We start from the raw sequence: 20,963 nt of genomic DNA, 5'->3' as shown, positions 1-20,963 counted from the left end.
CCCGTGAGATTGAAAATCCACCGTTCAACGGGCCGCGTTCCTTCCGGATTCTCTGCCTTGGCAGGATGGATCGCGGGAACAGCGGCCTTTTTTTGCTTTTCAGCCTTCGTCCAGGCTGAAGAACCTGTGGCCGTGCCTCCCGCTGCCCCGGCTCCCGTCCAGGAGGCGCCGGAACCGGAGGCCGTTCCGGATGTCCGCGTCTTCATCATGCAGATGCAGGCCCAGATTACGCCTGAACGCATCAGGACCTTCGTCATGCCCGCTGTCGGACATGTCAACAACTGGCTGCCGGACCGGGACCGGGAACAGAAAGGGGCCATCATCGCCACCGTGAATGAGGAGGATATGGAACTCAAGCGGAGGGAGCTTGAAATCCAGATATTAAAAGACAAGACGGCCAAGAGGGATGAAATCGTGGCCCTCCGGAAACAACTGGAGGAAATCAACTTTTATGCAGGACTGACCCCGGAGGAGAAACGCTGGCACGACAAGAAAAACCCCTCGGACAAGGAAGCCATCCAATCCCTCAAGGAAAAAATCTCCCTGGCGGAGAAGGAGCTGGAGCTCATCGACATCAAGCCCCGCCGGGACTTTGAAAAGGAGGAGGAAAATTACGTGCTCCGCATGCCCTTTGACGGCAGGCTGCAATACCAGTTCACCCTGCCCGCGGACGAGGCGCAGGCCGTCTATCTGGAGCCTTCCACCCCCATCGCCACCGTCTGTGACGATTCCGCCTACTATATCACCGTTTCCATCTCCAATCCGGACCTGACACGTCTGGACCCCGCCACCCTGCGCGTGGACATCCCCCTGGCCAGCGGAGGCTCCATGTCCGGCACCTTTTCCCACAAGAGGGTGGAGAAAAACCCGTCCACTGGAGGCAACATCCTGGCCTATTTCTTCAAACTCCCGCCCGCACAGCATGATGCCGCCCACGGCATGATCGGCTCCAACTGCACCGCCCGCCTGTACTACGTCCCCAACACGCCGGTCATCCTCCTGGACAAGATGGCCCTGGCTTCCTGTCCCGCGGCCAAAATCAGCGCTTCCTGGCAGGAACTTCTGGAAGCGGTCCATCCGGAATATGAACTCATCCTGGAAGGGGAAAGCCAACTGATCGCCCGTAAAAAATGAAACTGGTTTGTGAGGCTGTCTGTTTCGGCTACGCGAAAGGAAGCCTGATTTTTGACAATTATTCCCACACCTTCCGTTCCGGCATTACCATCCTGAAGGGATATTCCGGCTGCGGGAAAACCACGCTGCTCAAAATACTGGCCGGTTATCTCCGCATCCGTTCAGGGCACATCATCACCCCGCACGGCGTCCCCCTCTCCAACACAAAATACCGCAGGAAGGAAGTCAGCTACATGTTCCAGGGAATCAACCTGCTGCCCCTGGCCAGCGTGGAACGCAATCTCCAGCTATGCGCGGAAATGGCCATGCTCCCTAAAAAGGAATGGAAGGACCGGGCCTCCCGGCTGATCGGACAGCTTGGCCTGGACAGCCTGCGCCACAAGAAGGCGGGAACGCTCTCCGGAGGGCAGGCCCAGCGCGCCGCCCTGGCCAGAACCCTGATGAAAGACTCCTCCATCCTCCTGCTGGATGAACCCACTTCAGGACTTGACGATACCAACACGGGCATCATCAAGGACCTCATCGCCACCCAAACGGCTGATAAAATCTGCATTGTCAGCACGCACGATTCCCGGCTTCTGGATATAGCCCATGAAATCATTGATTTTAACGCTCCTGTATCTCTTTAAGGATACGCTGCACCGCTGGAAGGAACGGCCGGCCAGTCCGCTCTCCCGCGTTCTGGTTTCTTTTTTCCTTTCCCTGTGCGCCCTGTCCTTCCTGGCCAACTACGTGCTTTCCACCAAGCTGCTCCAGGATGAAATACGGCAAAGCGGGGGTGACCTCATCATCGCCTACGATGTGAACCCCGACGGCAAGCCTCCCCTGGAAACCCTCATCCAGCAGCGCCTCCCCCTGCTCCATCCCTGCAATGTGCTGGCCTTGAAACAGGTCGCCTCCGCCACGATGGGAAAAAGCAATTACCAGATTGTGGAATACGACATCGCCGCGTATGCGCAACTGAAGGACCTGCCCATTGACCGCCATCCCCGGCTCCTGCTTTTCGGGCTCAAGCAGGAGCTGGAACAGGAGGGGCCACGCACCATTGAGATGAACCAGTTCTCTTTTCCCATCCATGCCTGCCACCTGCCGGAACACCATGTTCTGGGAAAGGTCTTTCCGCAGGGGCTGATTATCGTTCCGGCGGGAACGTTTTCCTCACAGGGGCTCCGCGCCGGGAGCGGAACCACCATTTACATCATCCAGGCCACGGAAATGACCTCAGCCCTGATTTCCGGCATTGAAACCACCCTGGGCAACCTGGTGCGCCTGGACCAGCGCTTCACTTCCATACGCAGCACCGCCCCCATCCTGCGCAGGCTGGATATCCTGATGGGCAACCAGGCGGAATGCCGCGCCGCCTTTTCCATCGGCATCGCCGTGATTGTGGGGATTCTGCTCACGGCCCTGGCCTCCATGGAATTCCAGCAGAACGAATACGTGTACACCCTGATGAAAAGCTTCGGCGTGCGCCCGGTATTCCTGGTCCTCAACTTCATTATGGAGAACATCTTCCTGGTGGGCGGCGCCTTCATCGCAGCCGTCTTCTGCTTCATGAAAACGCAGAAAATCGTGCTGGGGGAATTCTTCAAGCTTCAGAACACCTCCCTCTCCCTCCAGGACATCATGCCGGACCTTACCCTCCTGGGCATTTCCCTTTTCATCTGCGTGCTGGTTTCCTCCATCCCCATTATCATTTCCGCCAACCGGCAGATCGGCAAGGTGCTCAAATAGCAAAAAACCGTGGACGGGGAGGTTTCCTGTTGACGACCGTAAGGAATCTGCTAGCATTTGTCATAATCATTCTTCTATGGAACCCAAATCTTTTCCCATTCTCCGCGCTTCCGTTTTTTCCATGCTCATCGGTGCAGGGCTCTCCTCCTGCGGCGGCAGCAGCAGCGGCAACGGACAGACAGGAGAATCCCTGGTCGGCAAAGTCTACAACGTCATTATTCAAACGGGCAATTTGCCTGACGCGGCCCAGACGGCGCTGGCTGAAACCGGCGTAGGCGGCTTTGTGATGAATCCCTCCTCCGTGATGACGGGCACGCTGACAAGCTCTACCGGCAACATCAGCAATGGCGGCTATACGTCCTATTTTTACCAGAAAACGGGTGAAGACACGGCATCCCTGAAAATTTACTATACGGTAAAAAAACGCACGGACCTTTTGGGTAACGGAGGCCTCGTCCAGAACTCCTACAATATTCACCTGACCTGGAACGAGCTGAAATACGGCAACAAGGGCACGCACGCGGAAGGAGACTGCATCATCAATATTCCCCAGGCGGCCGCGGAATTCGTCGCTGCTCCCAACCCCTTTGCCAACAATGCAGCCGTAGCGCCCTCCACGATTACGATTACTGACGCCAATTCCGTCACTGCAAACTAGGAAGATACTCCTTCCAAATAGCTTAACACTGAAAGGAGCTGTTCCGTATCATCCGGAACAGCTCCTTTTTTAACAGGTCCGGGACTCCGCGGCCTCTGCATCCTTCCGGCAGAAATATTTCCTACCGGGGTCCGCGCCGGGCATAAAAAACGGGAGCATCGCAAGATACTCCCGTTACGGCCAGCCTGCGTTTACAGACGGGATATTGATTATTTACTCAGTTGGCATACGTCACAACCCCGGAAGCTCCGCTCACGGCAGCCATATTGCCATCTGCAGCGCCCCAATTGTACATGGAACCGTTCCAGGGGCCAACCGTTCCCTGGCCCTTTCCGCCCGTCGGGAGCTTGATTTCAGTCATCGTCAGGTTGTTCTTGTAATTGTAAATGGTATTCGGAATGACTTCCTTCCAGATCAGCGTAAGGCTCTGGATGGTTTTATTTTCAGCGTTATACCCGTAAACCTGGTACTGGCTGGTCAGGTTTGCGGCGGTGCCGTCATCTCCGGTCCCGGAATCTTCCCGCCATCCGTTATCATAAATAGTGCAGAAAAAGTTGTTGGAAAAGTCATTCACCTTGAAAACCAGGTCACGCGTTCCCGTCAGGGAAAAAGCCATATCAAGATCGGAAGGCAGCGTCACCATGGTTTCGGAATTGCCTCCACCTCCACAGCCGGACAACGCCAGGGAGAGAGCAGCGCCAAGAACAGAAACACTGGAAAAGAGAAGATGTTTGGTGTCCATAAAAAGAAGTATTGGGCAGAGTTTAACAGTGCCATAGCTACCGTCAACAAAAATCCTCCCAAAAGATTCCTCCCCTAAACCCCGGACGCCCAGGCATGGAATCCGGCCCGGGCAGGCGCAGCTTTCTACCTGGCTTTTTCCAGACGCCGCTTGAGCACGCGCCCCGTAATGAAGAGGGGAACAACCCCCATCAGGAACAGCAGCAGGGAGTCCTTCCAGGGGGTAGGCACCGTGCCTTCATCCGCGCTGTAGCCGGGATCGTCCGGAGCCTTTCCGGTGTTGCCCCACGGCAGGGGCTGGCGGCGCGCCAGGAAAATTTCCGGGCGGTCCAGCGTATCACGGCTGACGCGCTGGATTTCCGCGGATTCATCCAGCATCACAATGCGGTCATTGACGTAAAAGGATTTGACGGAGGGCTTACCCTTCCCCTGCTGTTCCAGCCCGGCAATCACCTGCCTGTAGCTTTTCTCATAGCCGTTCACCGCCGCTCTCCGGACCTGGCGCACCGCAGCCTTGGCCTGCTCCGGATCATCCGCGCCAATGGCGGCAATGTGGAGGAGCGCCATCTTGAGCAGCTTGAACTCCTCAAATTCCCGGTTATTGAGATGGGGCTGCGCCTTGAGCTCGTCCACCTTCTCCTGGATGGTTTCACGTTCCCGTTCCCAGACGTTTTTGGAGGCCTGGTCCACCACCATCATTTCAAAGGAGTAGCGCAGGGGGCAGAATTCCGCTACCAGGGGAACGCGGCCCGGCTTGAGGCGCCCGTGTTCATCCGTACGGTGGGCGGACCACGGGATGAACTGGTTCATTTCATCAAAGCGCACAATGGCCCCGGCCATCAGAATCTGGGGAATCAGCAGCAGCGGCACCATGTTGAGCGCCGCCCGCTCCGTCTTGGCGAAGACGGAGACCAGCAGGGACAGGCTCACGCCAATAAAGGCCGTCAGAGTCATGGTTCCCAGGTAGATCAGGAACATTTCATGGATTTCCAGAATGGCGTTTCCCACCCACAGGAAAAGGGCGGACTGCACGGCGGAAAGCCCCGTAAGCACCAGCGCCTTGGCAAGCACATACCCGGTCACGAATACCTTGGCGTTTCCCTCGCGCTTGAGCAGGGCGCGGTCCTTGAGCACTTCGCTGGCCGCCCCCGTGAGGCCGAAGAACATGGCCACGATGATCGCCAGGAACAGGTAGGAAGGGATGTGAAGGGCGGTGGCAAAGGTGTATTCCGGACTGGAGGAGGCGCGCAAAGTCAGGGAAATCAGCAGGGCCAGCACCGGGCCTTCCAGCAGCATGGTGTACAGCCCCATGCGGCTCCTCACCCGGCCCAGGAAGGTGCGCACGGCCCAGATGCGGAACAGGCGCCAGAGCTGCATCACGCTGCGCCTGGGGGAAGGAGGGAATTCCAGCGTGCCTTCATACAGGGTCCTGGGTGCGCCCCCCTCATGGTGGTGGCCCATCACGTTGCGGAACCGGTAGCCCTCAAAGCGTTCCTGCCACAGCCGCGGATGCTGCCGCCTGCGGCGGTCATGCCAGGAAAGGGGGGCCTCCAGCACTTCAAACACGTAGTCCGCGCCGCCGGCCGTCCGCGCCTCCTCGGAAACGTCAATGGCCATGTCCACGGCCGCCTTCCGGAAATACCGCATCATGCCCGGCACGTCTCCCCAGTAGGCCATCTGGCCGCCGTGGTCCAGCACCAGCACCTTCTGGAACTGGTTCAGGATGGCCGTGCTGGGCCGGTGCATGGTGGCGATCACCATCTTGTCACGGCTCATGTTCAGCATGGTCTGCATGACCAGCTTGGCATCGGAGGTGGAAAGGCCGCTAATGGGCTCATCCAGCAGGAAGACATCCGCTATCCCCGCCAGGTCCAGCCCCAGGTTCAGGCGCGTGCGCTCCCCGTCGGAAATGGTGCGCGCATTCATTTCACCCACGCGGCGGGAGGCAATGTGCGTCAGCCCCAGGAATTTCAGGATGGCGTTCACGCGCCTGGCGCGCTCCGACCGGGTCAGGCGCGGACGGCGAATGATGGTGGCCTGGGCGATGTGCTCGGAAACGCTCATGGCCGCGTCCAGAATGTCCTCCCGCGGAATAAAGGCGATGTAGGGCCGGATCAGGTCCGGAGCGCTGTACAGAAGCTGGTTGTTGTAACGGATGCAGCCGCGCGTGGGCGGCAGGTGCCCGGCCAGCATGGACAGCAGGGTACTTTTCCCGGACCCGCTGGGCCCCAGGATGCACACCATCTCCCCGCGCTTCACGGTCAGGTCAATGTTGTCCAGCACGCGCCCGGAGCGCATGAACTCCTTGGTCACGCCCTCCACGCTGAGGGTTCTGATGGCGTGGTACTCTTCATCCAGCACCCCGGCGGAAAAACGGCAGCGCAGCGCGTGGTACGCATTCAGGTGAACCACGTCCCCGTCACGCAGGGATACCCTTCCCCTCACCGGCCTCCCGTTAAGCAGCAGCGGCATGGAGGCCTCCACCACCTCCAGCCAGCCGGAATTGGTGGCGCTGGAAAAGGAAACCTCCAGCACCACGCCGGAGGCCAGTCCCGGCGTCAGCAGCATATCCCCCTTGCGCGCCTTTTCCGGCAGGTTGGTCACGCGCAGCTTGCGGGTGCCGGGGTCCAGGCGGAAACGCCGCCCGATGTCCGACATGGAATTCTGCACCTCTCCCATGGAGAAAGGCCCCTCTCCGTCCAGCGTAAAGGAGGAGTAATAGGCCATGCGCACGTTTTCACCGGGGTACAGGCGCCTCCCGTCCACCATGAATTCCACTTCCGGCCTCAGCACCTCCACCTCGCATGCCAGCCCCATGTTCACGCGCACCTCGCTGGCCCGTGAGCGGACCCGGCTGATTTGCAACGCTCCGTTGTCCAGGGAAATGTAGCACACTTCCTGCTTGCCGGAGCGCTTGCAGTCCAGGAAGAACGCGAAGTCCTCAAAGCTCAGGGGGCCGGACGGCAGCAGCACCACCTGTCCGTTGGTCAGGGGCATCACCCCGCCGGGAGCCAGATGGCGCCCGCGCACCACAATCGGCTTGGAGCCGTCATTCACCACCAGCACCAGGCGGGAGCACCGGATCAGGCGGAAGGAGATGCCCTTGTCCTGCTCCGGCAGGGAAACCTCCGCGCCAATGCCCGCGGAAAAACCGACGCTGTATGCCGGCTCCTGGGCCTCCACGTCCGGCGTCATCAGAAGCTGCCTCAGCAGGTTCGCCGTACCCGGCAGTTCCAGGCCGTACGTCACCTGGTCAAACAGCTCCCCGATCATCCGGGGATCTCCCGTATTGATGAGCAGGGAAAGCACCTCCAGCGCAATCGCCATGCGCTCCGTTTCATCCCTGCCGGAGGCGGCGGAAGCCAGCACGTCCGCCACCGTCAGATTGGCCCGCATGGACCGTTCAAAACGGTTGGAAAGCCAGCGGTGCTCCACTTCCGGAAAGGTATAGCGCAGAATGTCCAGCGCGGCGTCCGCGTCACGGGCGCTCAAGTGGCGGCGCCCGCTCAGAATGGTGGCAAACAGGTCCACCAGCGTCCCGGCGTGAACCTTCATGGAACCGTCGTCCCGGCGCAGCCACGGCACATAGGCGCCCAGTGTCCTGACCAGGTTCAGCCTCCAGTGAATCAGCTTGGAAGGTATGTCAAAAAACCATCGGATCATGCCAGGGAACGCGTTGCAGGAAACAGTAGTACAAGGATTCCGGGCCCACCTCAAGCGCAACCGGAATTTCACGGAGAAATGACAATATTTTCTACACCTTTATCTTGCAATAGGTCTGGAGGAAGTATAGTTCTGTCCAATGTTCATGCTTTCCATGAGAAAGCGAGCCAAATACATAACACTATCACAACATGGATATCTTAGTTTCTACTCTTTGTGACTTCGCCGCCGACTATCAGGGCAAGCTTTGCATCCAGGGCGGTTTTGACTCCCTGGTCGCCCGTCAGTTCCCGGTCGTCCACCCCGTCTGCGCCGTCGCCCTCCGCATCTGCCTTACCCCTGAAGACGAAGGCACCCACGAACTGGGCCTGAGCATCGTTGACGCCGACGGCACGCCGCTGGACAAGGAACGCATGCCCATCAAGATCAACTTCCCGGTACCCGCTTTCCCGGAAGGCGCTTCCTTCTTTACCCGCAACCTGATCATGAACTTCCAGGGCCTGCGTTTTGAAAAGCCGGGCAACTATTCCATCGACCTCACGGTTGACGGCGAACTGGCCTCCCGCGTGCCTTTCCGCGTGGTGCAGGTGCAGGAAGAAGCTCCCCAGGCCTAAGCCAATTCCTTTTCATCAAACCGCCTTCCGGAACCCGGCAGGCGGTTTTTTATTGGGGTGATAAGGTGGAAAAAGCAGTTGCCAAAAAACGGTTTCCAGTTCACCGCGCCGCGAACATCTCCTTCACTCCTCTCTCCTGATGGCCGCGCTGCCGGAAACACGGGGTTGATCCACCTTCCCTCCAGGTTCCACGCCGTATATTCCGTCCCTCTTTTTTACGTTCCGCAACGCCCTTTTTCATTGCGGTCCCCCGGGGGATTGACCATGATACGAACTGCTCCGACCAACCATGCAAACCCCACGCTTCCAGTACGACAGGATTATCATCACGGGCGCCTCGTCCGGCTTCGGGGAGGCCTTTGCCGGAACGCTGGCCCCTCATGCGGGGGAACTGGTGCTCATCGCCCGCAGGGAAGACGCCCTGCGCCGGCTTGCCTCTGCACTGGAAGAACGCCATCCCGGCCTGCGCGCCTCCGTAGTGCCGTGCGACCTGGCGGATGAAGCTTCCCTGGACAGTCTCGTTTCCCGTCTGGACGGCCTGCCGCCCGGCAGAACCCTGCTGGTCAATAACGCGGGAGCCGGGGACTACGGAGAGTTTGCGGACGGGCGCTGGGAAAAAATACGCGCCCTGCTCCGCCTGAACGTGGAGAGCCTTACCCGCTTGTGCCATGCCCTGATTCCCGGCATGAAACGGAACGGCGGGGACATCATCAACATCAGCTCCCTGGGAGCCCTGCTCCCTATCCCGGATTTTGCCGTTTATGCGGCCACCAAGGCTTACGTGTCCAGCCTGTCGGAAGCGTTGCGCCTGGAACTTCGCGAACACGGCATCCGCGTGCTGGCCGTCTGCCCCGGCCCGGTTTCCACGGGGTTCGGAAAGGCCGCGCGCCGTCCCGGCTTTACCGGAAACATGATGCCGGGCCGGAACGCCTTTGACACATCCGTTGAAACCGTCGTGAAAGACACTCTCCGCGCCCTGTCCCGCGGGCGCGCCCGCGTATTCCCCGGTATGAAAATACGGCTGGCAGCCCTGCTGCTGAACATTGCCCCGCTGGGTCTGATACGCTTTTTCATGGGCAGGCGCCCCCGGAAAATCCAGCCTGCCCCCAACGATTCACCTTCTTCAGCATCATGAAAGCACACCGCCGCGGAATACCCCGCCTCACCTGGTTCAAGCTTGCAGTCTGCATCTGCCTGGCTGCCATGGCGGCCTCCCTGTTCACGCCGTATCCGGCCCAGATCATCCGCGCCCTGAACGGAGAACCGGAACGGGAAACGGGCTCTGACACCTACCCGCCGCATGAATCGCGCCCTGCGGAACAACCGGGCCAGGAGGAACCCGCCCCCTCCGTTCCGGCCGCCCCCGCCAGAGATCTGGAAGATTCACGGCTGGCCACCCCCTGGGAGCCGGAACGCACCATCGCCCTGCCTCCGGTGCAGTACCCCCCCTTCCCGCCCGTTCTCCCTACCAGGCCCGCGGAAGGAGCCATGACGAACATCTACGAACTGGCGCGCGGCTTGAACCTCAAAACACAGGTCAATTTCCAGCCCGGAACCCTGGCCTCCAAAGACAGGGAGACCAAAAGCAATTACCAGATGACCCTCACCCTGAACGTCAAACAGCCCAAGGCCCTGACAAGGAAAGAGGACATCCTGAAGATCAATCCCAAGCTGGAGGCCATGCTTCCCGGTCTCCCGGCCCTGTTCAAGCAGGCGCGCGTCTCTCCCTATTACGGGCAAATTTACGTTCGCAAGCAGACGGAAATCCGCAAAAACCTGGCCTCCCTGCTCAAGCTCCTGGACCGCCATAATTATTACGATACGGAAACGATTCTGGAAACCGCCCATCCGGACACGGGCAGAAAGCTTCTCTGGCTCCAGAGTGAAATGGATGTAGTTTCAGACGGCTCGGACGGGGACCGCCTGTCCGCCATGCCGGATAAAATCCTGAAGAGCTCTTTCTACCAGCCCAGCACCTCCTACCGCTGGAAGAAGCGCACGGACAAGCCCAACCCCCTCCTGAAGCCCTGGCAGCAGAGGCTGGCCGCCTACAAGAAGACGCTGGAAAAAGCTCCCGCGGCGGAAAAGCCGGCCCTGCGCCGCAAGATAGACCATGCGGAACGGGTCATTGAAGAATTGAAACGGTACAGCTTCCTGATCTCGGAATACGATCCGTTCATCGTGGTGCCGCTGGGCGTAGTCAACCAATCCTCCTCCTTCTCCCCTCAGTTCGGGGATTATGCCGTCGTCATCGTGGGGGACAAACTGTACCCGGCCCTGGTGGGAGACGCCGGACCGCGCTACAAGACGGGGGAAGGCTCCCTGCGCCTGAGCCAGGCAATCAATCCCAAGGCAGGCCCGTACAGCCGCCCCGTCTCCGACCTGGTGGTCAGTTACCTGATCTTCCCCGGCTCCGCGGAACCGGAAGCCGGCCCTCCCGACTACGCCAGGCTTACGGCCAAATGCCAGGAGCTGCTCAATGACATCGGCGGCACGGGAACAGGCTTCAAGCTCCACCAGTGGGAAGACCTGCTCGCCCCCAAGCCTCCGCCTGCTCCCCCCGCGCCCAAACCCGGAACGGGCAATGCTGCGGAAACGCCCGCGAAGAATCAGGAGAAGACGGATGCCCCGGCGGACAAGCCCGCGGAAAATCCAGTTCCGGCCCCTTCTGCGGAAACAGTTCCCGCCGCAGCTCCTTCCAAAACCGCCCCGTAGCCTACAGGGCTTCCTTCCAGGAAAAGAGGAAGGCCTTCCACATCCGGGAATAAACGGCGCCGCGCGTGATCTTCACCTTTCCGGCCCCCGGCTGCTGCGGGCGCTGGAGCAGTTCCAGCGTATCCAGTCCAAGCCATGCGGGAAGCACGGTGGAAAAACGCAGCCGTCCGTTCCGCAGGGATTCCGCATAAAACACGCCTTCCTTCAGCCAGCGTTCCGCGCGGTCCAGCCATGGGCCCGCATCAGCGGCCGGCAGGTAGCTCCTTCCGCGGGAAAGGTCCTCCTCCCGGTCACGGAGGATGTTCACCAGCTGAAGCCCCATGCCGTAATGCCTGCCCCAGCGCAGGAGCTGGTCCTCCGGCTGCGTGCTGAAACCGGCGCCCAGCACCAGCAGGCCCAGCCTGGTCCAGAACTCTCCCACGCACCCCGCCACCATGTAGGCATAATGTTCAAGCTGTTCCGGACATGAGACGGAAGAGTTCCCTTCAAAATATTCCAGATCCCACGCCTGCCCCTCCACGATGGTGCACAGCACCTGCCGCACCAGCATCTGTTCACGCGGGGAGAGGGCCTCCAGCAGCGCCAGGCATTCCGGAAAACGGGCCAGCAGCTCCGCCTCCCCCCGGTGCGCCTGCACGGTGGAAAGAACGCCCAGCCGGCCAAAGCAGGTGGAGGCGGTCTCCCGGGAGGCGTCCCCGGCCACCGTCTCACCCATCATCTTCAGCAGGGCCAGGCGCTCTCCGGAATCCATGTCCACGGTATCCGCCACCGTATCCGTGGCGCGCGCCAGCAGATAGCCCACAGCCACGCCGGGGCGCATTTCCCGGGGCAGGAAGCGCATGCTCAGGTAAAAGGACCGGGAAACGGCGGACAAAAGCTGATGGAGGCCTTTCATGATTTTTGAATTCCCAGCCTGTGCATCTTATAATGGAGCACCCGGGGAGAGACGCCCAGTTCCCGCGCCGCCGCAGACATGTTGCCCGGCGAGCGTTTCAGCGCGGCGACGATCAGCTCCCGCTCAAAGGAGTCCACCATGGTAGGCAAATCCGCATGGTCCTCCCCGTCACGGGCATGCGGCGCTTCATTGCTGGGCATTTGCAGGGAGGCGGGCAGGTTGTAGCCGTAAATGCAGTCCTCCTGCGCCGTGATGACGGCCCGCTCCATGCAGTTTTCCAGCTCCCGCACGTTGCCGGGCCAGTGGTAGGCCATAAGCATGTTAATGGCGGGGGTGGACAGCCGCTTGATGTCCTTACCGTATTTCAGGTTGAACTTGGAAAGGAAATGCTCCGCCAGCAGCATGATGTCCCCCTTGCGCTTGGCGAGGTCCGGCATGACGATGGGAAAGATGTTCAGGCGGTAGTACAGGTCCTCCCGGAATTTGTTCTCCGCCATTAATTCTTCCAGATTGCGGCTGGTGGCGGCAATGAAACGCACGTCCGAATGAAGCTCCCGGTTGCTCCCCACGCGGGAAAACGTTTTTTCCTGGAGGAAGCGCAGCAGTTTCACCTGCATCTGAAGGCTCAAGTCCCCGATTTCATCCAGAAACAGGGTTCCTCCGTCCGCCGCCTCCGCCCGTCCGATGCGGCGGGCGGTCGCTCCGGTGAAAGAGCCCTTTTCATGGCCGAACAGCTCGCTCTCCAGCAGATTCTCCGGCATGGCCGCACAGTTCAGCGTAACCAGGGGCTTGTCCTTCCTGCCGCTCAGGTTCACCACGGCGCGGGCCACCAGTTCCTTCCCCGTTCCGGAACTTCCCCGGATCAGCACCGTCGCGTCGCTGGGCGCCACCTGGCGGATCTGTTCATACACCTGGAGCATGGGGCGGCAGTTGCCGATCAGCTCTCCCGGATTGGTGGTTAAAAGCTGGCGGAGTTTCTCATTTTCCGCCATCAGGGCAGCCCGTTCCTCACGCGCCTGAAGGCTGGCCGCCAGCGCGTCCCCCACAATGTTGCCCACAATTTCCAGCAGCTTCTGGTCCCGCTCCAGATCCGTGTTCCGGTCCACGGGACGGTCAATGCTCAGGGTGCCGATCACCTGCTGCAAATGGATAATGGGCACGCAGATGAACGCCACCTTTTCCCCGCTCTTGCGCGTACGGGTGCGGTTCAGGAATCTGGAATCCCGTGAAATGTCTTCAATCACATGGGGAAGGCCCGTTTCAGCCACATGGCCCGTAATCCCCTCCCCCACGCGGTAATGGCCGCGTTTCATTTCCTGCTCGTCCAGCCCGTGGGACGCTTCAATCATCAAATCGTTTCCACGGCGGATGGTGAAGGTGCCGCGCAGCATTTTCATGCGGCGGTAAAGAACGTCCAGGATATGCTGCAGCAAGGCCGTGCCGTTGCGTTCATTAACGATGGCGGAGCTGATTTCCTGCAGCACGACCATTTCCAAATCAGGGGACTTGTTTATTCCATTCATGCAGTCAGGGGCTGGGCGAATATTAACCGTACGGCCTTGCCAGACCAACTACTTTTTCCTGCACCGGCATGCCGGCGCATGGAAGGAGGACAAGGAAAATGTGGATAACATTTTAGCAATTAATGATGATGTTGTTATGAATGAAGTTGAAAAGAAGGTTACAAAATTGTAATGCACGGGCCTTCCACCGCGCTGTTTCACATGTCCCCGCCTCCGCCGGACTCCCTTTTCATCATTTCCGTAATAACTTGGAACAGCGCGTTGCGGTACAGCACGCCGTCCAGCTTTCCGGTATTTTTCCAGACCACGGGAAAGGCCCCCAGATGGGTCTGTTCAAACAACTTGAGGGCGTCCGTCAAATGAGTGGACGCATCCAGCACCGGAGCCCCCGGGCGGACCAGCTCCCCGGCGGTGGGAGGCGGCCCTTTCCCTTTTTCCTCCATCTTCCTGCGGACAGCCAGGAAATCATCCGGATAAATGGCTCCTTCATATGTTCCGTCCTTCTTCACCACAAAGATCAGGTCTCCCGGATTACGCAGCATCAGGGCGGAAACATCGTCCAGGACAGCGTCCGGAGCCACCTGCGGCACCACATGGCGCGCCAGGTCATGCACGTCCACCTGGGCCATGGGCAGGCTGACCACGGAAGCCGGGCTGCCGGACAGGCTGGCGGCGTACATGGACCGCGCGCGGATCAGCCGCCCCGTGCCGTAGGCGCTCACCACGCCAATCAGCAGGGGATAAATCATTTCCCCGCTCATGGAAAACTCCACCACCATCACCAGGGCGGTCAGGGGGGCCTGGGCCGCCACGGCAAAAAAGGCGGCCATTCCCACCATGGCATACGCCACGGTATGGTTCCCCTCCATGCCAAAGGCCGTCAGAACGGTACTGAAAATAAACCCTACCATGCTCCCCACATATAAGGTAGGCGTCATGGCGCCCCCTACTGTTCCGCAGCCAAACACCACCGCCACGGCGGACACCTTCACCAGAAGCAGAATGAACGCCTGCTGCGTGCTGTAATCCTCATTCACCAGCCCGGTAATCAGGTCCTGCCCGTTACCCACCACCTCCGGATAAAAAACCGCGAACACGCCTACCACCAGTCCGGCGCCCATCAGGCGCAGCGGCAGGAAGGCAGGGCGCCCGTTCAGGTACTTGGTGGCCACATCCAGCAGGCTCACCCATCCCCTGGCCGCTATAGCGGCCACCACCCCCAGCCCAATGCACCAGAGGGACTCTGAAAATACGGCAAAGCTTTCAAACGATGAACTGTACAGCGGGGAGGGGTCCCCCAGCATGTGAAGCATCACGAACCCGGTGCAGGAGGCAATCAGGAGTGGCGCCAGAATGTCCATGCTCACGGTGCCGATGATAATTTCACTCACAAACAGGCAGCCGGCAAAGGGGGCATGGAACGCCGTCGTGAACCCCGCGGCCGCGCCGCAGCCCACCAGCAGCCTGAGCCGCGGGATGGATACATGCAGCCGCTGCCCCACGGCGGACGCGATCAGGGCGGAGGACTGGATAATGGGCCCTTCCTTGCCTATGGCCGCTCCGGATGCGATGCTCCACGCCGCGGAAAACACCCTCAGGGCGGAAGCCCGGAATTTGATCAGCCCGTTCCCGATGGACATGGCCTCCATATATTCCGTAGCCTGCCCCGGCATTCTTCTTTTCAGGAACAGCAGGATGCAGCCGGCCACCAGGCCGCCCACCACCGGAACAAACATGCGCCATTCCGGCTCCACCTGGGAAAAGGTGCCCACGCGGGAGTCCGACCAGATGCCCGTGAGAATCCACTGGATAACCTCCACCGTCCATTCAAAAAACAGGGACATGCTGGCGCCAACGATTCCTACGATGACGGCCCAAACATAGGTAACCTGCCTCTCCCCCACCTTCCAGTGATGGAACAGCCTTAAAACCCACCCGTACCAGACGGAATCGGACGGCTTTTGAGGCTCGGGAGACGGAGAATTCATGGGCAAAGCAGCAATATTATTCCATTGTGACAAAAAAATGCCTCCGGATGTTCGATGCCGCAGAAAATACCTGCCTTCCCCCTCATTCCGTCCGCGAAAACTGTGGGGGAAAATCTCTGGTCCTCCCAAAGAGCTTGCACCGCGCCTGAAACCTGCTACACCGGAAGTTCCCCACCCCGTCCCCCCATGTCCAACTGCACACAGCGACCCGCACGCCGGGTATCTCCGCGCCTCCGGGCGCTCACGCTCCTGCTGGTTGCCTGCGTTATCCTGGGCAGCCAGATGCATGGCGGCAGGCATGCGGCCTCCGGCTGGCCCACGGAACGGGAAGTCCTCTCCGGTGATTCCATCTTCGGGCAGCCGGGAGAGGCCGGGTCCCTGGTCACCATCCCTCTGCCCTATCCCCTGCGGCCCTCCTGGTCCCCGGATACGGAACTCACTTCCATCACCTGCCACCGTCTGATAGCCGTTCCGCTCACCAGGATTTTCCAGCGGACGCTGGAACATTACGGCCTGGAGCGCATCCGGGAACTGCGGCTGGATATTTACGGCGGCTGCTTCAACAACCGCCCCATCCGCGGAGGAAGCCGTCCGTCCCTGCACGCATGGGGCATAGCCGTGGACCTGGATCCGGAGCGCAACACCCTGTACATGAGCGCCCCGGAAGCCGCTTTTTCAGGACCGGAATATGACGCCTTCTGGTCCATCGTGGAGAAGGAGGGGGCTTTTTCCCTGGGCAGGGAGCGCAATTACGACTGGATGCACTTCCAGTTCGCCCGTCCGTGACCGGCCTGCGCCGGAGCGCACGGTGCTTCAGAATGTATATTTCAGGTTGATCCCGTAATAAAAATCATTCCCCAGACCGCTCTGTTTCACCACCGTCAGCGCCTGGCTGTAATTGGTGAAGAGCTCCACAGTCAGCCGGGAGGTGGCGCGGAAAGTGAAGCTCAGGTTGTAATCCAGGGCATTGGACCCGTGATGCACCACCGGCCCCACGTACCCTCCGTTGTAACCGTACCGCACCACGGCGTCCACCCGTACACAATCCGCTATCTCCTCATGCATTCCCGCAAATACGGCGTAATAACCGCGGAATGTATGGTTGTTATACTGCCAGTACAGGTCCGTACCGCCAAACCAGCGGCTGGAAAAATGATAGGTGCTCTTCAGGCCGGGCCGCGGAATTCCCTTGTCCCCCGGAAAAACGAAGCTGTGCTCATACCACGGCATGATCGTCCAGTTCCCGATTTCCTTAATGTAATCCAGCCTGTACTTCAATTCCGCATGGTTCTGGTGGTCCGTGGAAACGCCGTACCATATTTTCCCCACCCACTCCTTGTACTGTATTTCAGGAACAAACGAACAGAGGGAGCCGTCCCACAGGTCAATGCCTTCGCACTCATACTTGCTGGCCCACCCCGTCTGGAAACGCAGATAAACCCGGTCATCCGTGGGACCGGCCAGGGAAAGGGGGTGCGGGCACGCCGTCTTCAGGTAATAGGACTGATCCCGGCAGCCCCCGTCAGAGCCCCGGGCGCCGGAGCATGACAGCACGCCTGTGCAGGCCGCCAGCAATAATTGCGTTACGGTTTTCGTGTTCATATGATTACATGGTTGGATAGGCGTTTCATGAAGCAGCGCATCCTTTTACGCGTCCTTCATTCCGTTATTCACGGCAAGGCGGCCATGCGCCCGCACCCGGATAAAATGCCTTCCAGGGTGGGACCAATATTGGAAAAACAACATTCAGTTCCGAGTGCCAAAAAAACAAATTTCCGCGGAAAGATTGTGTCAGCAACCTCCACGGCTGTTATTCCGTACATGAAGCCGCTCATTCCCACCCCTGCCTTATCCGCCTGACGGATCAACGCGCCTTTTCCGGGCTCCGCGCCAATCCGGCTTCCATCATCCAAAAAGGCGCCGGGGGCCGTTACCGGGCCCCCGGCGCCTGAATGAGCGGAATCAATCCGCCAGAGTTCCTTCCACCGCGCCTGCGCCATATCTTCACAACCGCGGAGAAGGAACCGGGCGCGGATTACATTTCAGCCATCATCTTTTCCACGTACTGGAAGAAGATGCTGCCATCCTCTCCGCTGATGCCGTAGTCCTTTGTATCCTCAATATTCGCATTCTTGATGCGGGTGACGATATAAACTCTGGAAAAAATAATTCCCCATTGTCCATACTTGCTGGAATCAAACCAGACATGATGATTATAGGGGGACTGGAAATAGATGGTCCCCCCGTCGTCCGGATCGGAAATGTCCCCGCAGTATTTGACCACAATGCGGTCGATGCCCTTGTAGCACCATTCCCGTCCGCATTTCGGATCTTTGGAGAGCCTGGTGGACATGGTGAGGGTGGCATTCGTAATATTGAAGGACAATCTATCCTCATCGTGATACATGATCCCTTTTTGAGGCAGGGTCACCTCATTCTTGATGGAAACTCCGTCATAAATAAGGCGGCCCCCTTTCCATTCCGTTTCCGGCGGCGCTATTTCCCCTTTCAGGAAGCAGGTCCCTGAGAGAGAAACCATGATGGCACAGATAATTTTATTCATCTTTGTTTATTGGTTTGTTGTTTCAATAATTCCTTTTTAAGGAATTCCTTCATTTCCTGAACGGATTTTTCAGGAGGGGTCTTCGCATCGTCCCGGTACTGCCGCCAGTCGATATGCAGCTTGGCCATAAGGCGCAGTTCCCTGAGCGAGAAAGGAACGGTGCCCGGAGCATGCGGCATGAAGTCCCGGGACCGGTTGCCAATGTAATAAATCTGGCTCTGGTCCCAGGAGCGCTTCATGGTTTCATCAAAGGAGGCCTGCACGCGCTCGTCAGTAACTCTGGCTTCCCACTGGAGGATATCCGCCAGGCAGCCGTTTTCCGCCCGTTTTTCCGTGGCTTGGCGCCACAGGGCCAGGATGTAACGGTTCTGGAGGCTGCACGCCGCCGGCGTCAGGTATTTTCTGGTATATTGCAGCTCATACAGGGGCTTGCACACGGCTTTTTCCTTTTCTCCCAGGGTGGACGCGCCCACCCTCTCGGGAGTGGGGATGATGCCCGCCAGCTGACCGTCTACGTAATAGGGCAGTTCCTCCGGAAGGCGGACTTCCCACGGGATTTTTTCATTCACGAACACGCCGTTTAAAATGGTATTGAAAGAACCGTTCCTGCAAACATGGAACAGGTAGATGCCTCCTTTCCTGCACATGAACCTCTTGTAAACTCCGGACCCGGCAAATCTGGAAACGCGGGTGCGGGCTTCCACTGGAAGCGCCTGCCACTGCTCCATGGCGGCGGCAAGGGCGTTCCCGTTTTTGGTTTTCTCTCCTATTTCAATGTCCCCACGGTTGTTAAACTGGAGCACCATGGAGGAAGTGGAGGGGTGCCTCCTGGCTTCCACGATGTAATCCCGCCTGGATTCATTCTGAAGATATCCGTTGGGATTATAAAAATACAGGGCTATTTCATGAACCCCTTCCGGCACTTCCACAATGACCCAAATACCGGGACCGTCCACAAAGGAGGGATACACTTCCCCGTGGTCGTCCCACTCCGCCTCCGTCCGTATGGAATCCGTAGGATCAAAAAGGACGTTGCGGTTGCCCTCCACCTTGATGCTTTCCACCCACCAGCGCAGGGCGTCCCCCTTGTTGCGGTTGAGTCCCATCAATCCCTGGATCCAGTAAGAAGATAAAGCCCCCTGGTATCCGGGCATGTCCGGAACGGAAGAAAGAGTTCGGTAAGACACGGTCTTTGCCTCAAACTCGGAATTGCCCATGGGGGCATTCGTGGCGCACAGCGTGGCGCGCGTCACACCGTACTTTCCGCACCAGTCTCCCTTCGTGGACCAGTCCTCCCCGCGGAACACGATGCTCTTTCCCGCATGCGCATCCGCTCCAAGCTTTTCCAGCCTCTTCAGGACTGCGGCAGAATCCTCCATCCGGGACGGGGACGGGAACGCTATCTCATCATCCTGCTGCTTCATGTCCAGCCGGTAAGACAGGGAACCCTTTTTCAGGCCTATAAATCCGCGCCCATATGTCCCGGCCCAGGCGCTTCCGTCCCCCAGCACCACGAAAGAAGACACATCCACGTTTTCCAGCCCCTTCCTGATTCTCTGGCGCACGTTCATCGTTCCGGCATCCAGCACGTCCACTCCCGCCGTCCGGTAGCCAATGAATATATCCGTTCCATTCCGGAGGACGGAAGAGACAAAGTCCTCTGAGAGCATTTTGGCATTCCCCTCTCCCGGTACGGCGGTCTTCCGGGCCGACGCTCCATAAATGCCGGTGTTTTTCCGCGCGTAGTCCCTCCCCCTCATATAACGCCAGGAGCTGATGCCGTTGCTGTACGCCAGGCCGGAGCACGTTCCCACCAGCACCTGGTCTTTTTCCGTACAGGCCAGAACGTTGCAGGCGTTGGAAGGCAGGCCCTCCCCATATGGCTGGTACGGCTGCCGGGCAAACTGCTTGACGTCCCAGTACCACGGCGCCTGCACGTTCTTCCACTGCATGTATCCTGACTTGCGCGCCGAATACGAGATGCCCCCGCAGGCATAGGCCAGCCATAGATTCCCTTTGGAATCAAAAGCGGCGGAAGCCGCCTGGTCCTCCACCAGGCCCGTGGACCGGTCCAGCGCCTTCCATGAATCATTTCCGGGATCATAGATGGATACGCCGCCGGACGTGGCAACCGCCACCTCCCCGGAAACGGGAGAGACGGCCAGAGCGTAAACATGCTCTCCATTCAGGGCATTGCCGCGGTCATACATCTTCCATTCCCTTCCGTTGAAGACGGCCACGCCGCTGTCGTCCGTGCCCGCCCAGATGCGGCCCTGCCCGTCCTCCGCAACGCAGGTGAAATTCTTCCCTTTGGGAAAGCCGGAATAATAATCCATATTGAGCCAGGACTTCTCATAAGCCCCGTCCCCTACCTGGAGACGGTAAATGCTTTCCTTTTCCCCCACGGCCCAGATAGCGCCGTCACCGGCCACCAGGGTGCCGCGTATGAACCGCACCGGGCAGTCGGGCAGTTGGTCCGGTACACGGATGGAAACCACTTCCGCCTCAATGCGCGTTCCCATCACAATCAGCAGCATAACAACACCGCTGCATAAATTTCTGAATATGACATTCATTGTCTTTTTATGCTATTTCCCATATAATTGATATGTCATTCAAAAGTCAATCAAAATACAATTTATTTTAACATTGGATTTCAACAACTTACAATATTCTTCCTTTCATGATCAACAGGCGCTCTGCCGATGAGGTTAATAAAGTCCTGAAAGAACGAA

At 58.9% G+C, this 20,963-nt stretch carries 17 protein-coding genes; 9 read left to right on the top strand and 8 right to left on the bottom strand.

Annotated elements, in window-relative coordinates; all coding sequences use genetic code 11:
* The first annotated feature begins 57 nt into the window (after nt 1-57).
* From CXU21_RS07305 to CXU21_RS07290, 4 genes are all read left to right on the top strand, one after another.
* Nucleotides 58-1,134: a hypothetical protein gene (locus CXU21_RS07305; RefSeq protein WP_146016540.1), complete on the top strand. Its 1,077-nt coding sequence runs from the start codon at nt 58-60 to the stop codon at nt 1,132-1,134.
* Nucleotides 1,131-1,763, top strand: a complete 633-nt coding sequence (locus CXU21_RS07300; RefSeq protein ID WP_102711774.1) for an ATP-binding cassette domain-containing protein — start codon at nt 1,131-1,133, stop codon at nt 1,761-1,763. Before CXU21_RS07305 ends, CXU21_RS07300 begins: the two co-directional genes overlap by 4 nt.
* Nucleotides 1,726-2,868, top strand: a complete 1,143-nt coding sequence (locus CXU21_RS07295; protein WP_146016541.1) for an FtsX-like permease family protein — start codon at nt 1,726-1,728, stop codon at nt 2,866-2,868. Before CXU21_RS07300 ends, CXU21_RS07295 begins: the two co-directional genes overlap by 38 nt.
* A 76-nt stretch (nt 2,869-2,944) precedes the next feature.
* Nucleotides 2,945-3,526, top strand: a complete 582-nt coding sequence (locus tag CXU21_RS07290) for a hypothetical protein (RefSeq protein ID WP_102725601.1) — start codon at nt 2,945-2,947, stop codon at nt 3,524-3,526.
* 217 nt (nt 3,527-3,743) lie between these two features.
* On the opposite strand, the gene CXU21_RS07285 is transcribed toward CXU21_RS07290, so the two are convergent.
* Both CXU21_RS07285 and CXU21_RS07280 read right to left on the bottom strand, forming a co-directional pair.
* Nucleotides 3,744-4,268: a hypothetical protein gene (locus tag CXU21_RS07285; RefSeq protein ID WP_146017009.1), complete on the bottom strand. Its 525-nt coding sequence runs from the start codon at nt 4,266-4,268 to the stop codon at nt 3,744-3,746.
* Nucleotides 4,269-4,393: 125 nt separating this feature from the next.
* Nucleotides 4,394-7,930, bottom strand: coding sequence for an ATP-binding cassette domain-containing protein (locus CXU21_RS07280; protein WP_102725599.1), 3,537 nt, complete (start codon nt 7,928-7,930; stop codon nt 4,394-4,396).
* A gap of 191 nt (nt 7,931-8,121) precedes the next feature.
* Here CXU21_RS07280 and CXU21_RS07275 point away from each other — a divergent pair, with 191 nt between their 5' ends.
* From CXU21_RS07275 to CXU21_RS07265, 3 genes are all read left to right on the top strand, one after another.
* Nucleotides 8,122-8,544 (top strand): DUF6941 family protein, encoded by a 423-nt coding sequence (locus CXU21_RS07275; protein ID WP_022397736.1) that lies wholly within the window; start codon nt 8,122-8,124, stop codon nt 8,542-8,544.
* Nucleotides 8,545-8,833: 289 nt separating this feature from the next.
* Nucleotides 8,834-9,679, top strand: coding sequence for an SDR family NAD(P)-dependent oxidoreductase (locus tag CXU21_RS07270; protein WP_102725598.1), 846 nt, complete (start codon nt 8,834-8,836; stop codon nt 9,677-9,679).
* A complete protein-coding gene (locus CXU21_RS07265; protein ID WP_102725597.1) occupies nt 9,676-11,259 on the top strand; it encodes a glycoside hydrolase family 75 protein in 1,584 nt (527 codons plus the stop codon). Before CXU21_RS07270 ends, CXU21_RS07265 begins: the two co-directional genes overlap by 4 nt.
* A gap of 1 nt (nt 11,260) precedes the next feature.
* Here CXU21_RS07265 and CXU21_RS07260 read toward each other — a convergent pair whose 3' ends face one another.
* From CXU21_RS07260 to CXU21_RS07250, 3 genes are all read right to left on the bottom strand, one after another.
* Nucleotides 11,261-12,154 carry a phytoene/squalene synthase family protein gene (locus tag CXU21_RS07260; RefSeq protein ID WP_102711788.1) on the bottom strand — a complete coding sequence of 298 codons (894 nt, stop codon included), beginning with the start codon at nt 12,152-12,154 and terminating at the stop codon, nt 11,261-11,263.
* The gene (locus CXU21_RS07255; protein WP_102711790.1) at nt 12,151-13,677 is read right to left on the bottom strand and encodes a sigma-54 interaction domain-containing protein; all 1,527 of its coding nucleotides are present in this window, start codon (nt 13,675-13,677) and stop codon (nt 12,151-12,153) included. Before CXU21_RS07255 ends, CXU21_RS07260 begins: the two co-directional genes overlap by 4 nt.
* A gap of 197 nt (nt 13,678-13,874) precedes the next feature.
* A complete protein-coding gene (locus tag CXU21_RS07250) occupies nt 13,875-15,665 on the bottom strand; it encodes a chloride channel protein (RefSeq protein ID WP_180972267.1) in 1,791 nt (596 codons plus the stop codon).
* A 186-nt stretch (nt 15,666-15,851) separates the two neighbouring features.
* Here CXU21_RS07250 and CXU21_RS12190 point away from each other — a divergent pair, with 186 nt between their 5' ends.
* Nucleotides 15,852-16,451 (top strand): M15 family metallopeptidase, encoded by a 600-nt coding sequence (locus CXU21_RS12190; protein ID WP_219723165.1) that lies wholly within the window; start codon nt 15,852-15,854, stop codon nt 16,449-16,451.
* 27 nt (nt 16,452-16,478) lie between these two features.
* Here CXU21_RS12190 and CXU21_RS07245 read toward each other — a convergent pair whose 3' ends face one another.
* On the bottom strand, nt 16,479-17,267 hold the full coding sequence (locus CXU21_RS07245; protein WP_146016544.1) for a hypothetical protein: 789 nt from the start codon (nt 17,265-17,267) through the stop codon (nt 16,479-16,481).
* 27 nt (nt 17,268-17,294) lie between these two features.
* Here CXU21_RS07245 and CXU21_RS12185 point away from each other — a divergent pair, with 27 nt between their 5' ends.
* The gene (locus tag CXU21_RS12185; RefSeq protein ID WP_146017008.1) at nt 17,295-17,525 is read left to right on the top strand and encodes a hypothetical protein; all 231 of its coding nucleotides are present in this window, start codon (nt 17,295-17,297) and stop codon (nt 17,523-17,525) included.
* Between the two features lie 175 nt (nt 17,526-17,700).
* On the opposite strand, the gene CXU21_RS07235 is transcribed toward CXU21_RS12185, so the two are convergent.
* Together CXU21_RS07235 and CXU21_RS07230 are read right to left on the bottom strand one after the other, a co-directional pair.
* Nucleotides 17,701-18,204 (bottom strand): hypothetical protein, encoded by a 504-nt coding sequence (locus tag CXU21_RS07235; RefSeq protein ID WP_146016545.1) that lies wholly within the window; start codon nt 18,202-18,204, stop codon nt 17,701-17,703.
* A 20-nt stretch (nt 18,205-18,224) separates the two neighbouring features.
* Nucleotides 18,225-20,765, bottom strand: a complete 2,541-nt coding sequence (locus tag CXU21_RS07230) for a ligand-binding sensor domain-containing protein (RefSeq protein WP_102725594.1) — start codon at nt 20,763-20,765, stop codon at nt 18,225-18,227.
* Nucleotides 20,766-20,963: the final 198 nt, after the last annotated feature.

The organism is Akkermansia muciniphila (genome assembly GCF_002884975.1).
Classification (GTDB): Bacteria; Verrucomicrobiota; Verrucomicrobiia; order Verrucomicrobiales; family Akkermansiaceae; genus Akkermansia; species Akkermansia muciniphila_C.
Note: the sequence above shows the minus strand (reverse complement) of the source record. Positions and strands in the feature narration are given on the sequence as shown.